Below are 15,872 nucleotides of genomic sequence, written 5' to 3'. Positions count from 1 at the left end.
TGCTTGCTTTATATGCTTCATCCTAATGCAACTGTTGCCTAAAAGTAAATATATATCTAAAGTAAGCGTTTCACAAATATTGAAAAACTGAATGAGAAGGAGAATACCGAAGAAAATTGAAGATAACTCCGTATTTAACCGGAATATTGAACTGTGCAAACGTTTTAACAAACCGTGCACCTTGTTGTATGATGAATCCACGAATAGAACGCTTTCAAAACAATTCTACCATGTTTTCAACTGTGAAACGGCATAAAAACCGCTCACAAATTATTTTCTAGTATGATTTGTACAAACGTTTGCGCATTGTTGAGCTTACCAATTTATGATGGAAGCAAGCTTTTCAGAACGATGAATAAAACGTTTGTGCGAATGCAGCCTATTAGAAAAGAGCTTGAGGAATTGTTGGAACGCCGCGAATTCAAAAAAAAGGCATGAAACACATTATGGAGGGGGATCACCTAGCATGAAAAAGTGGTTTGTAATGTCATTAATCACAGCCTTGTTTATCGTTTCCGCTTGTGGTGGAACAAATAAGGCAGAAAACACAGAGAAAACTGGAAATGCAACAAATGCTCCAACGAATAATACACCTGCTAACGAAGGTACTGCATCAGAAGAGATCGTTCCTGAAGAAGGCGCATCGCTGCTTGTATGGGAAAGTAAAGAAGAACGTCCTTTCGTTGAAGCCATCGCGAAGGAATTCACTGCAAAATACGGCATTGAGATTAAATTCGAGGAAATCGGCGCAGGCGATCAAGTAAACAAGCTGGTTACAGACGGCCCTGCAGGTCTTGGCGCCGACGTTGTTCTTTTCCCTCATGATAACCTTGGTAAAGCAGTAACAGCTGGATTGGTTTTGCCAAATGACTACTATGAAGAGCAATCAAGAAGCGCAAACTCGGAAATTGCAGTAAATGCAGTATCTTATGACGGCGTGCTTTATGGATACCCGCGCTCGGTAGAAACATACGCACTATTTTATAACAAAGCACTAATCAAAGAAGCTCCAAAAACGTTTGATGAGGTAGTAGCATTCTCGAAAACGTTCAACGATACGAAAAACAACAAATACGGTCTTATGTGGGATGTAGGAAACTTCTACTTCAGCTATCCGTTCATCTCAACTGGCGGTTATGTATACGGCGATAACGGTCAAAACAAAGACGATATCGGCCTTAACACAGAAGGCGCAATCGCTGGCTTGAAATACTACGGTTCATTGAAAGACAGCATTTTGCCGCTTAACTCCGGTGATATCAACTACGATATTAAAAAAGGTTTGTTCATCGGCGGTACACTTGCAATGGATATTAACGGACCTTGGACTATCGGCGATTACAGAAACGCTGGCATCGATTTCGGCGTAGCTCCATTGCCTAGCATCAACGGCCAACCGGCTTCTTCCTTCTCAGGCATTAAAGCTTGGTATGTTAACTCATTCTCGAAATACCCGAATGCAGCACGTCTATTCTCTTACTATGCATCTACAAAAGAAGCTCAGTTGAAAAACTTTGAACTGACAGGCGCTATTCCTGCGAACACAGAAGCAGCAGCAGATCCTACTGTACAAGGCAATGAAGTGGTAAAAGGTTTCTTGGAGCAATTCAACCAATCGACGCCAATGCCTTCCATCCCTGAGATGGGCAATGTATGGACTCCTATCGGAGCAGCATTTGCTGATGTTTGGAACTCTGGCAAAGATGCAAAAGCAGCTTTAGACAATGCCGTGCAACAAATTAAAGACGCTAACAACGGCGCAGCGGCATCGAAATAACATCATATCAACGGTTTCACCCGCCGAATTCCTTCGGCGGGTGAACCGATGTTTTATAAGCCGTTATTTCCATATTGGAATAGGCAAGTTGTTTTTTTTTTTTTTTAGATGAGAGGAAGGGAGCCAGGCGGGATGAATCGTCATCGCAGCACCGCGGCTATATTGTCGTTACTCGTAATGGGTCTTGGGCAATTGTATAACCGCCAATTTATAAAAGGCTTAATTATGCTTGCTGTTGAAGCAGCGGCGCTCATGTATTTTATTCCAAACCTAGGAAGAGCGATTTGGGGAGTTGTCACGCTCGGAGAGAAAACGCAAGGGCTTGAGAAAATAGGTAAAATCAGTGTTCGTGTAGAGGGAGACCATTCGATCTTTCTTCTAATCAGTGGATTAATAACGTTAATTTTATTCCTGCTATTTGTCTTTATCTATGTTATGAATATCCGCGATGCTTATCTGAACGGCAAGCAAAGAGACGCAGGAGTGGCGCCAGCAAGCTTTCGAAAGACGTGGGCGTATGTAACGGATCATAATTTTCCGCACTTACTGCTTACGCTTCCGGCGCTCGGTGTATTGTTTCTAACGATCATGCCGATTATCTTCATGATTATGCTTGCTTTCACCAACTACGCATCGCCTGATCATATTCCGCCAGCTAAGCTGGTTGACTGGGTAGGCTTCCAAACGTTTGCTAATCTACTGACTTTGAAAACGTGGAGCCATACATTCGTTGGCGTATTTACTTGGACGATTGTATGGGCTGTTATTGCAACGGTAACGACGTATTTCGGCGGTTTGTTAGTTGCGCTGCTAATTGAGCAAAAAGGCATTCGTTTTAAAAAGCTATGGCGGACATTGTTCATTATTCCTTATGCCATTCCGCAATTGATCTCCTTGCTCGTCATGAGAAATTTGTTTAATGGACAATTTGGTCCGATCAATCAATACTTAAAGTTTTTTGGTATGGGCAAGCTGCCTTGGCTGACAGATCCATTTTGGGCAAAGGTAACGGTTATTATCGTTAATATGTGGATTGGTATCCCGGTTTCAATGGTACTTATTCTAGGCGTATTGACTGCAATTCCGAAAGACCTGTACGAAGCTGCCGATGTTGACGGCGCAACAGGCATACAGAAATTCCGTATTATTACGATGCCATTTATTTTGTTCTCGACGGCACCGATTCTGATTACACAGTTCGCTGGCAACATGAATAACTTTAACGTTATTTTCTTGCTCACGAACGGTGACCCGGTTAAAGGTGATTACCAGTACGCCGGCAGCACGGACTTGCTTGTAACCTGGTTGTATAAGCTAACGCTGAACAATAGTCAGTTCAATATGGCATCCGCGATCGGTATCATCATTTTCTTGATCGTAGCGTCGTTCTCTATTTATAACTATCGCCGCTCACGGTCATTTAAAGAGGAGGATATGATTCAATGAAAATGGGCCGGAAAACCGCCAATATTGTGCGCCTGACACTTAGCTATGTCGTTCTCATATTTATAGCTGTGTGCGCTATCTATCCTGCTCTTTGGGTGCTGCTATCCTCGCTTCGCCCGGGCACGGCTCTGTTTAGCGACAGTCTTATTCCTGATACATTCACGATTGTTCATTATAAGGAGTTATTTACGAATCCAAGCTTCCAATACGGTGTTTGGTACGTGAATACGCTCAAAATTGCGACGTTGACGATGATCTTCTCTACGATTCTGGTCACGCTCAGCATGTACGCGTTGTCGCGCTTCCGCTTCCGCGGCCGTAAGATGACACTGACGATTATGCTTGTACTGGGCATGTTCCCTGGCTTCATGAGTATGATCGCTATCTTTATCTTCTTATTGCAGCTTAACCTGCTCGATACACATGCGGCGCTCATTATCGTATATTCTGCTGGTGCAGTGCTCGGTGGCTTTGTCGTTAAAGGCTTTTACGATACGATTCCTCGGAGCTTGGATGAAGCGGCTCGGATCGACGGAGCAACTCATCTGCAGGTGTTTGTAAAAATCATGCTTCCGCTGTCGCGTCCGATGTTAACCTATGTAGCGCTGACTACATTTGCTGGTTCATGGGTAGACTTTATCTTTGCAAGATTGGTACTTCGAAGCAAAGACAACTGGACACTTGCTGTAGGAATGTGGGATCTTGTAAGCAATTATCAGAACAGCAACTTCACGTTGTTTGCCGCGGGTGCGGTGTTGATTGCGATCCCGATTACTCTCCTATTCATCTTCTTGCAGCGCTTCCTTGTACAAGGGCTGATGTCTGGCGCTTCGAAAGGATAAGAAAATGAACCGCAGCCGTTTGCGTTATGCGATAGTCCTGTTATGCTCGCTAATCTTTATTATGCTCGCTGCTTGCTCTTCAGAGGAGGCGGCGAACAATAATAAACCAAGTAGCACAGCTTCTGCAGAAGCGGATGAAGAAGGTGCAAGCGGGGAAGCTTCCACTGCTGCTTACACGGTAGATGAGCAGCCTGGCGGCGTATACTATGAAATATTTGTCCGTTCTTTCTATGATACGAACGGAGATGGAATCGGCGATTTGAATGGTGTAACCGCTAAGCTTGATTACTTAAAGGAGCTTGGAGTTAGCGGTATTTGGCTAATGCCGATTAACGCTTCGCCAAGCTACCATGGCTATGATACAACCGATTATTATGCGGTAAATCCGGAATACGGCACGCTGGATGATTTGCAGAAACTGCTTCAAGAAGCGCATAAGCGCGATATTAAAGTTATTATGGATCTTGTCGTTAATCATTCGAGCAAGGAACATCCTTGGTTCAAAGAAGCATTAAAGGATGAGAACAGTCCTTACCGCAGCTGGTACACATTTGCTAAACAAGGTGAGAAGGTTAGAGCAGATGGGGCAGTTGGCGGTGATCCATGGCATAGCTATGGCAGTCTCAAGTATTTAGGTGTCTTCTGGGAAGGCATGCCCGATCTGAACTTTGACGAGCCGAAGGTTCGCGAGGAATTTATTAAGATTGGACAATACTGGCTGGAGCAGGGGCTGGACGGCTTCCGCCTTGATGCGGCAAAGCATATTTACGGCGACTTCGCGTCTACGGCCAGCACGCCTGAGATTCAAGCGAAAAATAAAGCTTGGTGGCAAGAGTTCCGAGCTGGCATGAACAAAGTGAAGCCAGATGCTTATCTGATCGGAGAGGTTTGGGATTCACTAACGGTTATTGCGCCTTACTTTGACCAAGCGCTGAACTCCGCATTCCACTTTGATCTAGCTGGTCGGCTGCTGAGTGCAGCCGGTACGGAGAAGGATGCAGACTTAGCTTATTCTCTAGGACGTGCATACGGTGTTTACGAGAAATCATCTGGTGGTACATTTGTTGATGCGCCGTTCCTAAGCAATCATGATCAGAATCGTGTCATGACGGTTTTAAACGGCAATACCAATCATGCCAAGATGGCTGCTGCAATGCTGCTTACTTTGCCAGGCACCCCGTACCTTTATTATGGTGAGGAGCTGGGCATGAAAGGGGCTAAGCCGGATGAATACATTCGTGAGCCAATGCCTTGGTATAGCGCAGCAAGCGGAGGAGAAGGGCAAACCACTTGGGAGAAATCGCGATTCAATGGGAATGCCGAGACGGTATCTGTTGAGGCACAGACAGCAGATAAGAATTCGCTGTTAAACCATTATCGCGAGCTCATAAAGTGGCGGAACGAGGAGCCCGCTTTGCGCAATGGCGGAATAGCCGAGTTTAAGCTGGAGCCTGCCAATCAGAAGCTAAGTGTATATGTTCGCGTCACTGCTAGCGAGAGAGTGCTTGTTGTGCACAATCTATCGGGCGAGGATCAGATGGCTGATCTTCAGCCATCCAAAACTTTTGGATCATTCGAGGGGATCATTCACTCAAGCAATGATGGGGCTAAGTTGGATAATGGAAAACTGACCATTCCGGCTTACACCACAGTCATATTAAAATAATACGGTAAGAGGGAGCTGCACCGCCGGTGCTGCTCCCTCTTTTTTTTGTGCGTTCCAATGCGATTCCAGCCCATTTGTATTCAAATTTTGTAAAAAAATTAAGGAAATTACTAGTTGGTATATTGACATGTTGACATATTGTTTATAATATACTATTTGTAAGCGCTTATCACAAAGCTTTATCCAACTTGTAGAAGGATCACCATTAGGAGGAATGTTTGCGAATGAATCTGTCTATTACCGATATGAAAAAGAGTGACGCATTGATTTCATCTCTGGAGAAATGGCCTGAAATCGTTAAGTTTTATAAAAACTGCTTCTATAACACGCTGGAGACGACGACGGAATGGCTTGAGGATGGAACCACTTTTGTATTTACGGGTGATATACCAGCCATGTGGCTGCGTGATTCATCTGCTCAGGTTCGGCATTATATTCCACTGGCTGTTTCAGACAGCCACTATCAGAAAATGATAGAGGGACTTATCAAAAGGCAAATGCAATATATCCAGATTGATCCTTATGCAAACGCATTCAATAAAGGCCCGGACAACAAGGGACATACGGAAGATGTAACCGAGGGCAATTCATGGGTATGGGAAAGAAAATATGAAATTGATTCCCTATGTTACCCGATACAGCTCGCTTATTTGTACTGGAAGGCAACAAACAGCACCGCAATGTTTGATGATGCTTTTAAAGAAGCGGTTAACAAAATTATTGGGCTTTGGACAGTCGAGCAGAAGCATGCAGAACAATCGAGCTACAGCTTCCAAAGATTTAATTGTCCAGAATCGGATACGTTAAGCCACGATGGAAAAGGGAGTCCCGTCGCCTATACAGGAATGACATGGTCGGGATTTAGGCCAAGCGACGATTCGTGCAAATATCATTATTTGATTCCTGCGAATATGTTCGCTGTTGTTGTGCTGAGATATGTGGAAGAAATTGCCCAAGACATATACAAAGACGAAACACTGGCGCTCGCAGCCAAGAAATTAGGTGGCGAAATCGATGCCGGCATTAAAGCTTATGGCATCTACAAGCACGAAACATTTGGCGAAATATATGCTTACGAAACAGATGGTTTAGGAAATTACAACTTGATGGACGATGCAAATGTGCCAAGCCTACTGTCGATTCCTTATCTCGGATATACAAGCAAAGAGGATATCATCTATCAGAATACGAGAAGGTTTATTTTAAGTGAAGAGAATCCCTATTATTACGCAGGAAAAGCAGCTAGAGGAATCGGAAGCCCGCATACTCCCACGAATTACATATGGCATATCAGCCTAGTTATGCAAGCGCTAACTTCAGACAACGACTCAGAAATACAAGAACTTCTAAGAACGATAATCAGCTCAGATGGCGGTACTGGCTTTATGCATGAGGGTTTTCACGTAGACAACCCGAATGAATTCACGAGACCGTGGTTTGCATGGGCTAACAGCTTACTCGGTGAACTTATTTATAAGCTCGTAGAAGACAAGAAACAGCATCTCTTTTAATTGGTTTGACCTCCACTTGTGTTAGAGCGGGCCTGACTCCGCTGCGGACAGGACTTGCATAACAAATAAAAGATTTGAAAGGGGCAGAAAAATGAAACAAAAGAGAATGTTTTTGTTAGTCGTATGCGTCCTCATTATTTCCATCTTTGCGAGTGCTTGCACAAGTAATAACGGCGGAGGCAAAGACAAGGAGACGGCTGAAGCAACGAACAAGGCAGAAAACACAGCCTCGCCAAGTCCGGAAGCAACACCAGATGACGGAGCTCCTCCAGTAAAAGATTTAGGCGGTTATAAATTTATCGTTGCGGATAACAATGCGAACAGATGGTTCCCGCAAGAAGGAAGCTCTGATCATGCCAATGCCATTATCGATCGTATCAAGTGGGTAGAAGAAACGTACAACGTAAAAATTGAAGTGAGAAAACATTCCGAGGAAGAGTTTGGCGCGGCGGTACTAGCGGGCGACAAATATGCTGACATCATCGTTGCTCCTACATGGGAGCTGGGAAGACATATCAACGGAAAGCGTATTGTGGACATGAATACGATTCCTAACCTTCGGATGGATCAAGATTATTGGAAGGAATACAACACTTCATTCTTGCTCACTTATGACAACAGAACATATGGAACAGCAGCTCCATTCGCTAACCAAGGGGATGAAGTATGGGTTCTGGCATTCAACAAAAGCATTATTCAAGAGCTAGGCCTTGAAAATCCTTATGAGCTGGTAAAAAACAAACAATGGACATTCCAGAAAATGCTCGAGATGGAGCAAGCGGCAAAACGTGATCTAAATGGTGATGGCGTGATGGACAGCAATGACCGTTATGGACTGGCGACTGGACATGACTGGGATATTTCTGTAGCGCTTTATCTGGCATCCGGCAATAAAATCATCGATATCGCCAGTGATGGAAAAATGAAATATGCAGTAAATACACCAAAAGCATACGAGACGATTGAAATGATTAAGAAGATGGCGAAAAAAGGAGATACGTTCTTCCCGAAAAACGAAGGCGAGGATATGGACGCTTACGTGAAAGCTTTTGCAGAAGGAAAATCGCTGTTTTTAGCTTATTCCAGAGGCAGAGGCGTTATTGATCCGATTTATGAAATGGAAAGTGATTTTGGCTTTATCCCATTGCCAATGGGCAACAACACAGACAATTATCTTGATTGGGTAAGCCATGATGCTCCTTCGATCGCAGTGCCGGTAACGAACAAAGAGCTTGATAAAACAGGGCTTATCTTGGATGCACTAGCGTGGAAAGCGCAAAGCGAAGAGAAAATTTGGATGGATGAAATTGCTCTCACGCAGTTGCGTGATGAGGAATCGCTTCAAACGCTGTTGCAGCTGAAAAATTATGGCGTATCGGACATGGCGTTCATCGGTCAGCAAATGCAAGGCAATGTACACAGTGGTTTGGCACTCATTCCCGATGTTGGGTTCTACGATCAGAACCTGGAGCCTGCCTCCAAGGTAGCGGAAATCGAGGATGCTGTAAATATTGGTCTTGAGGAGCTTGCTTTAAGGCTGAAAGGTGAATTCGTAGAGCCTGAACCGAAGCCTGAGGAAGAGAAAAAGGCGGAATAGCAGCTTTCATCAAATAGATAAAGGGGCTGTCAGACAGATGACGATTGCTGCTAACGCAACAGCCCCTTTTCTTTTTTTTGCAAAAAAAAAAGAGGCTGCTTTCCCTATCGTTCACGAAAAGGCAATGAATCTCTGTCTATATGGAGGAAACAAATATGACGGTGCGAGTTGAACGTTTATGAATAATAAAATAGCGAAATTATCAGTTGCAGCAATCGCCTTAAGTTTGTTGGTGATTGTATGGCCGCATGCGGCATTTGCAAGCAAGGATGACAACTTAATCAAGCTGCAAAGCTATCGCGCCTATCTTGAACAGCACGCCGATAAAAAAGCTGGAAACGCAGATATTGTGATCAAGGCAGATGCATATACGAATGCGGAGGGAGAGTTGAAAACCCTCGATCATTTTGAAGGAAAGGAAGGCAAATCTGTTCTTACGGGTGAAACCGGAAAGATTGAATGGGAAATTAACGTTCCTGAGAGTGGAATGTACAATGTAGAACTGCTTTATTATCCGATAGATGGGAAAGGCAATTCCATTGAAAGAATGATATCAATTGACGGTGAAGTACCTTATAACGAAGCGAAATACATAAATTTATCACGGGTTTGGAAGGACAAAGGCGAGATTGCGCAAGACAAAAAAGGAAATGACATTAGGCCGAAACAGACGGAAGCGCCTAGATGGAGAACGGTGCTGTTGCATGATTTGCTTGGTTATTATAACGATCCATTACTATTTTATTTGGAAAAAGGTAAGCATACCATTGGATTCGAATCGGTGAGGGAATCAGTGGTTTTAAATACCGTTCGCATTTATAAAGCGGAGGAGCTTCCGACCTATGATGAAGTAAAAGCGGGTTATGAAGCAAAAGGCTATAAGGAAGCGGACGCCGAGACAATTAAGGTTCAAGCGGAAAACAGCTTTGAGAAATCTGATAATACGCTGTATCCGGTGTCCGATCGCTCATCAGCTATAACCGAGCCGCAGGACCCATCGAAGCTTCGCTTGAACAGCATAGGCGGCGATAAATGGAAAATGCCGGGTCAATGGATCAGCTACCGATTTACGGTAGAGGAAGCGGGCCTGTACAAGATTGCAACGAGATTCAAGCAAAACAAATTAGCTGGGATGTACGTCAACCGCAAAATTTTGCTGGATGGAGCCGTACCGTTTAAAGAAGCGAAAGCAGTGAAATTTAAATACGGGAACAACTGGCAAGTGAAAACGTTGGGGAACGACGATCAGGCGTTTTCTTTTTACCTAGAACCGGGCGAGCATGAGCTGACGATGGAGGTCACGCTCGGAGATTTGGCTGATGTGCTGAACAGGGTTGATGATAGTTTATTTCAACTGAATGCCGTATATCGGCAAATTCTGATGATAACCGGCGCTGAGCCGGATTTGTATCGTGATTACGGCTTTGAGAAATTAATACCGGATGCGATAGCCGCCATGAAGGAGCATGCCGCGATACTTAGAGAAGTATCGGCTGACATGGAGGCGCTGGTTGGTCAAAAAGGCGAAAACATGGTGCTTCTTGATAAAGTTGCCTTCCAGCTCGAGCAAATGGTTAAAAATCCGGAAGCCAATATTGCGAAGACGTTTACCCCTTTTAAAGAAAATGTAGGCGCGCTTGGTACGTGGATCTTGACGGTAGGCGAGCAACCTCTAACGGTCGATTATTTTAGCGTGATGCCGTTGTCCAAGAAGCTGCCAAAAGCGGATGCATCCTTTTTCAAAAAAATGGTGTTTGAAGCGAAGTCATTTTCGATGTCTTTTTTTGTGGATTACAATGCCTTGAATACAGAAGGTGAAACCAAAGGAGAGCCGCTCGAAGTATGGCTGACGTCTGGACGGGATCAATCGCAAATTATTAGGGAAATGATCAATGACACGTTCACGCCGGAATCGGGCATAAACGTAAAGCTCAAGCTGGTAACGGAAGGGACGCTTTTGCCATCGGTGCTCGCAGGTACGGGTCCGGATGTGGCGATGGGAAATCTAGCTGCCGACCCTATTCAATACGCGTTAAGACATGCGGTGGAGAACATCAAAGACATGCCGAACTATGATGCGATTGCCTCTAGATTCCATCCAAGTGCATTAGTGCCCTTCGAATTAGACGGAAAAGTATATGCTTTGCCGGAAACACAATCGTTTCCCATGATGTTTTATCGGAAAGATATTTTGCATGATATGGGGCTGAAGGCTCCAGAGACATGGGATGAGTTTTACAAGCTAATACCGGAAATTCAGAAACAAAATATGCAAATTGGTTTTCCGGCGGATATTACCGGCTTGCAAATCTTTTTGTATCAGAAAAATGGGGAGCTTTACAACAAGGAGCGCAGCCGCTCAACGCTGGAAGACGATCTGACGATCGATGCGTTCCAGAAGCAGACGGAGCTGTTCACGACCTATAAGTTTCCGAGGGATTATGATTTCAGCAACCGCTTCCGAACTGGGGAAATGCCGATAGGCATCGCGGATTATACGACATACAACCAATTAATCGCGTTTGCTCCTGAAATTAAAGGACTGTGGGAATTTGCTCCGCTTCCTGGAACGGTGATGGAGGACGGACAATTGAACCGGGCGACGCCGTCGACGGGGACAGCAATCATGATGCTTAAGGGCGTCCAGAAAAAGGATGACGCATGGCGCTTTATGGAGTGGTGGACGAGTGCAGAGACGCAGTCCAGATTCGGAATGGAAATGGAAGCGATTCTCGGCAAGGCAGCCAAACAAGCGACCGCCAATATGGAAGCCCTTGTTAATATGCCTTGGACAAAAACAGAGTATGACCATTTGATGACGCAGTGGTCGTTCGCAACAGGTACACCGGAGGTGCCGGGCGGCTACTATGTGACTCGAAGTATTGGATTCGCTGCCGCAACGGCATATAACAACGGAGATCCTGAATCTCTTCTGGACTATGTGAAAGAAGTTAATACTGAAATAACGCGAAAAAGGCGGGAGTTCAAGTTGGAATGATGCTGCCTTGCGATTTTACTGATTCAGGAGGACCCATTCATGAGTAGAGATTTGGTGATATCAGGAGCTGTTGAGCCTAAGAGGCAGGGCAAGCAGGTCATGCGAAAATTGGAGCAGGGCTGGAAGTCGATTAAAAAAAATAAAGTGTCCTACCTCTTTGCAGCACCCTATATGATTTTGTTTTTTGCTTTTACCGCTCTGCCCGTCATTATTTCATTGATTTTAGGTTTTTTCTCGTTTAACTTGCTCGAAGCGCCTATCTTCGTTGGCATGGACAACTATATAAGGCTGTTTCTAGGCGATGATATTTTCATTAAAGCGATCGGAAATACGTTCCTGCTAGCTGTGATGGTAGGTCCGATCGGTTATATCATGTGCCTAGTGTTCGCTTGGCTTATTAATGAGCTGCCGAAGTCGCTGAGAACGATTTTAACTTTAATTTTTTACGCGCCATCCATTTCAGGAAACATTTATTTGGTATGGGGCATTTTCTTCAACAAGGACGCTTATGGTTATGCCAATGCTATTTTGCTTCGTTATAACGTCATTTCTTCGCCTATTCTATGGTTTGAGAATCCAAAATATATGATGACTCTCGTCGTCATCGTTGCCTTATGGACCAGTGTTGGAACGAGCTTCCTCTCCTTTATCGCGGGATTGCAAGGGATAGATCGAACGCTTTATGAAGCAGCGGCTATGGATGGGGTTAAAAATCGGTGGCAAGAGCTTTGGTACGTAACGCTGCCTTCGATGAAGCCGCAGCTTATGTTCGGGGCGGTAATGAGCATTACCGGCGCATTCGGCACCGGCGCCATTGTTACCGCATTGTGCGGCATGCCGAGCAACAGCTATGCAGCGCATACCATCGTTAACCATTTGGAGGATTACGGCGCCATACGTTATGAAATGGGCTATGCCTCTGCTATAGCTACCATTCTATTTATCATCATGATTGGAGCGAATAAGATTGTGCAAATGCTTCTGGCAAAGGTAGGTGAATGAAGTGATTCAAATCAAGCTTCATCGGAGCAAGAGCGGCATTAAACGTTCCTTTTTCGCTGATTTTGGCATCTATTTGTTTTTGCTGCTGTTTGGCATTTTTATGATGCTGCCACTGGTTTATGCGATTTCAAATTCGATTAAGCCATTGGAGGAGATTTGGTTTTTCCCTCCGCGGTTTCTAGTTAATAACCCAACCTTAGATAACTTCAGAGATTTGCTCGCTGTCATGAGCGATTCGTGGGTGCCCTTCAGCCGGTATATCTTTAACACTGTATTCATAACGGCTGTTGGTACGGCTGGCCATGTGGTCATCGCTTCCTTATGCGCTTATGTCTTATCCAAGCATAAGTTTCCTGGCAAAGGAATCATGTTCAGCACGGTCGTGCTCTCGCTTATGTTTAGCGGTGTCGTTACTCAAATACCGAACTTTATCATCATTTCTTCGTTAGGCTGGATTGATTCGTATCAGGCTATTATTGTTCCGGCATTTGCATCCTCGCTCGGATTGTATCTCATGAAGCAGTTTATGGATCAGATGATTCCTGACGCCATCTTGGAATCGGCTCGCATTGACGGCTCCAGCGAATGGAAGATTTTCTGGTCAATCGTTATGCCGATGGTTAAGCCTGCTTGGCTGACGCTCATCATCTTCTCCATGCAAGGTTTGTGGGGAATCGGCGCGAATCACTTCATCCAAAGCGAGGAGCTGAAAACCTTAAACTATGCGTTGTCCCAAATCTTAGCCGGCGGAATTGCCCGTACAGGGACAGGATCGGCTGCAGCGGTGCTGATGATGATTGTGCCTATCATCGTGTTTATCATCTCGCAGTCGAAGATTATAGAGACCATGTCTGCATCAGGCATGAAAGAATAGGCATGGAAGGGGAAGAATGCGGTGGTTAGAAAAAAGTGGATTTTGTTTTTTGCCGCACTATTATTGTTGTGCAGCTTCGGTATTGAATCAGCTTCCGCCATGGTTCCATATAAAACCTATTTTTATGATTATGACGGGGAGTATCTCGTTTCTCCTGACGCTTATGTGCCAGGCAAAGTGTTAAACGCCAAGGCAATGGGAATCGAGGGCGCTGGGCTGAACCAGCCTCTGGATTTGTTTGTAGACAACAATAACTCGGTTTATATCGCAGATACGGGATCGAACAGAATTATTATTCTCGATGAACAGTACCGAATAAAACGAGAAATTACGGAGTTTGTCCATGAAGACGGCGTGACGAAGGATCAGTTCAACACGCCAAGCGGCATATTTGTGTCAGAGGAGGGGCTGATCTACGTTGCCGACTCCAAAAACGCTAGAATCGTCGTGCTTCATCAGGATGGAAGCGTAGAGAAAATATTGGAGGCACCGGATTCGGATGTGTTTCCTGCCGGCTTTATTTACGAGCCATCAGCAATCGGTGTTGATCCATCCGGTCTTATCTATGTGATTTCGAAGAGCACAAACATGGGTGTTATTGCTCTGAATGCTGACGGAGGATTCGAAGGTTTTGTCGGAGCGGAGAAGGTAGTGCCCAAAGTGTCCGATTTGTTCTGGAAGCTGGTGACGACCAAGGAGCAGAAGAGCCGCACAGCCAAAAGCGTACCGACCGAGTACAACAACATTACGATCGATGAGCTTGGCTTTGCTTATGTTACGAGCAGTGCGATCCATGCCAGAAACCAATACAGCGCGCTCATTAACCGGGACAAATCGAGTAAGCATGCGCCAATTAAGCGGCTGAACAATACAGGCATCGATGTATTGAAACGAAATGGCGCTTATCCGCCTGCTGGAGATATTCAAACAACCGACAAGGTTTCACGTTTTATTGATGTAGCATTGGCAGATGACGGGGCGTACAGCACGCTCGATTCTTCGCAAAATAAGATTTTTACTTACGACGATAACGGCAACCTTCTTTATGTATTTGGAGGGTACGGAACACAGGACGGCGTGTTCCAGAGCGCTTCAGCACTCGCCTACCAGAGCAATAATCTGCTTGTGCTGGATAAGGATTCAAGCAAGCTGACTGTATTTAGGCGGACCGAATACGGCGCTAACATTGCAGCAGCGATTCATCATCGCAAGAATCGCAATTACGATGAATCCATCGCTGCATGGCAGCGGGTTTTGAAGATGAATCCGACGCTTGAGATGGCGTATTCCGGTGTGGCGCAGTCCAATATGCGCAAAGAAGAATACAAGGAAGCGATGCACAATTACAAGCTGGCTAATGACTGGGATCATTATTTCAAAGCTTTTGCGGAGTATCGGAAAGAAATAGTAAGCAAATTTATTATCCTCATTCCAATAGTCGCAGCAGCCATTCTATGGTTAGTGTACAGATTTTTCAAATATGCTAAGAAGGTCAACACAGCAGGGTGGAGAAAGCCGGGCAAGCGAACGCTGTGGGAAGAGCTGCTTTATTCCTTCCATGTGATGTTCCATCCGTTTGACGGGTTTTGGGATTTGAAGCATGAGAAACGAGGCAGCGTTCGTGCCGCTGTTATTATTGTTGCAGCCGTTATGGCTGTAGACATCTTTAAACAGCTGGCAGGCGGATACATATTGTACCCTTCCGACTGGCGTGTTATTGAGCTTTGGGATACGCTGCTTAGCGTCCTTATTCCATTTGGATTATGGTGCTGTGCAAACTGGGGTCTTACAACATTGATGGATGGTGAAGGAAGCCTAAAAGATATTTTTATCGCGTCTTCCTATTCGTTAGTCCCGATGGTGATCATTACGATTCCTGTCACTCTATTCAGCAATATCGTTGTTTTGGAAGAGCAGCAGTTTATTAACTTTTTTACAACCCTAGCGTTAGGCTGGTCTCTCGGGCTCATATTTATAGGTGTATTGGTGACCAATGATTACAGTCCATTCAAGAATTTCTATACCTCTGCTATTTCAATAGTAGGAATGGGGTTCATTGCTTTCCTTACGGTGCTGTTCATTAACATCCTGCAAAATATGAATTCCTTTATTACGACGATCATCAATGAAATTACGTTTCGGTTGTAGAACAAGATGGT

The 15,872-nt window shown here is 44.8% G+C and carries 11 protein-coding genes; all 11 read left to right on the top strand.

The features are described 5' to 3' along the window. Positions 1-466: 466 nt before the first annotated feature. The 11 genes from AB4Z45_RS04050 (at position 467) to AB4Z45_RS04000 (ending at position 15,861) form a co-directional block, all read left to right on the top strand. Entirely contained in the window at positions 467-1,777 is a 1,311-nt protein-coding gene (locus AB4Z45_RS04050; protein ID WP_441908016.1) for a sugar ABC transporter substrate-binding protein, read from the top strand. Between the two features lie 132 nt (positions 1,778-1,909). Next, positions 1,910-3,223, top strand: a complete 1,314-nt coding sequence (locus AB4Z45_RS04045) for a carbohydrate ABC transporter permease (RefSeq protein WP_441908015.1) — start codon at positions 1,910-1,912, stop codon at positions 3,221-3,223. Positions 3,224-3,225: 2 nt separating this feature from the next. Further along, positions 3,226-4,065 (top strand): sugar ABC transporter permease, encoded by an 840-nt coding sequence (locus AB4Z45_RS04040; protein ID WP_076268893.1) that lies wholly within the window; start codon positions 3,226-3,228, stop codon positions 4,063-4,065. Positions 4,066-4,069: 4 nt separating this feature from the next. Next, on the top strand, positions 4,070-5,731 hold the full coding sequence (locus AB4Z45_RS04035) for an alpha-amylase family glycosyl hydrolase (RefSeq protein WP_441908014.1): 1,662 nt from the start codon (positions 4,070-4,072) through the stop codon (positions 5,729-5,731). 245 nt (positions 5,732-5,976) lie between these two features. After that, positions 5,977-7,242, top strand: a complete 1,266-nt coding sequence (locus tag AB4Z45_RS04030) for a glycoside hydrolase family 125 protein (protein ID WP_441908234.1) — start codon at positions 5,977-5,979, stop codon at positions 7,240-7,242. A 91-nt stretch (positions 7,243-7,333) separates the two neighbouring features. Beyond that, the gene (locus tag AB4Z45_RS04025; protein WP_441908013.1) at positions 7,334-8,839 is read left to right on the top strand and encodes an ABC transporter substrate-binding protein; all 1,506 of its coding nucleotides are present in this window, start codon (positions 7,334-7,336) and stop codon (positions 8,837-8,839) included. 37 nt (positions 8,840-8,876) lie between these two features. Then, a complete protein-coding gene (locus AB4Z45_RS04020) occupies positions 8,877-9,011 on the top strand; it encodes a hypothetical protein (RefSeq protein ID WP_441908012.1) in 135 nt (44 codons plus the stop codon). Between the two features lie 6 nt (positions 9,012-9,017). After that, a complete protein-coding gene (locus AB4Z45_RS04015) occupies positions 9,018-11,837 on the top strand; it encodes an extracellular solute-binding protein (RefSeq protein ID WP_441908011.1) in 2,820 nt (939 codons plus the stop codon). Between the two features lie 39 nt (positions 11,838-11,876). Further along, positions 11,877-12,839, top strand: a complete 963-nt coding sequence (locus AB4Z45_RS04010) for a carbohydrate ABC transporter permease (protein WP_441908010.1) — start codon at positions 11,877-11,879, stop codon at positions 12,837-12,839. A gap of 1 nt (position 12,840) precedes the next feature. Further along, entirely contained in the window at positions 12,841-13,713 is an 873-nt protein-coding gene (locus tag AB4Z45_RS04005) for a carbohydrate ABC transporter permease (protein WP_430055165.1), read from the top strand. A 21-nt stretch (positions 13,714-13,734) separates the two neighbouring features. Then, positions 13,735-15,861: a YIP1 family protein gene (locus AB4Z45_RS04000; protein ID WP_441908009.1), complete on the top strand. Its 2,127-nt coding sequence runs from the start codon at positions 13,735-13,737 to the stop codon at positions 15,859-15,861. Positions 15,862-15,872: the final 11 nt, after the last annotated feature.

The organism is Paenibacillus sp. MCAF9, from assembly GCF_052114265.1.
Lineage (GTDB): Bacteria > Bacillota > Bacilli > Paenibacillales > Paenibacillaceae > Pristimantibacillus.
Note: the sequence above shows the minus strand (reverse complement) of the source record. Positions and strands in the feature narration are given on the sequence as shown.

What these genes read in the sequence shown, in the direction of transcription:
- AB4Z45_RS04050 (WP_441908016.1), top strand. Translation starts at nt 467, where the DNA reads ATGAAAAAGTGGTTTGTAATGTCATTAATCACAGCCTTGTTTATCGTT.
- AB4Z45_RS04045 (WP_441908015.1), top strand. Translation starts at nt 1,910, where the DNA reads ATGAATCGTCATCGCAGCACCGCGGCTATATTGTCGTTACTCGTAATG.
- AB4Z45_RS04040 (WP_076268893.1), top strand. Translation starts at nt 3,226, where the DNA reads ATGGGCCGGAAAACCGCCAATATTGTGCGCCTGACACTTAGCTATGTC.
- AB4Z45_RS04035 (WP_441908014.1), top strand. Translation starts at nt 4,070, where the DNA reads ATGAACCGCAGCCGTTTGCGTTATGCGATAGTCCTGTTATGCTCGCTA.
- AB4Z45_RS04030 (WP_441908234.1), top strand. Translation starts at nt 5,977, where the DNA reads ATGAAAAAGAGTGACGCATTGATTTCATCTCTGGAGAAATGGCCTGAA.
- AB4Z45_RS04025 (WP_441908013.1), top strand. Translation starts at nt 7,334, where the DNA reads ATGAAACAAAAGAGAATGTTTTTGTTAGTCGTATGCGTCCTCATTATT.
- AB4Z45_RS04020 (WP_441908012.1), top strand. Translation starts at nt 8,877, where the DNA reads ATGACGATTGCTGCTAACGCAACAGCCCCTTTTCTTTTTTTTGCAAAA.
- AB4Z45_RS04015 (WP_441908011.1), top strand. Translation starts at nt 9,018, where the DNA reads ATGAATAATAAAATAGCGAAATTATCAGTTGCAGCAATCGCCTTAAGT.
- AB4Z45_RS04010 (WP_441908010.1), top strand. Translation starts at nt 11,877, where the DNA reads ATGAGTAGAGATTTGGTGATATCAGGAGCTGTTGAGCCTAAGAGGCAG.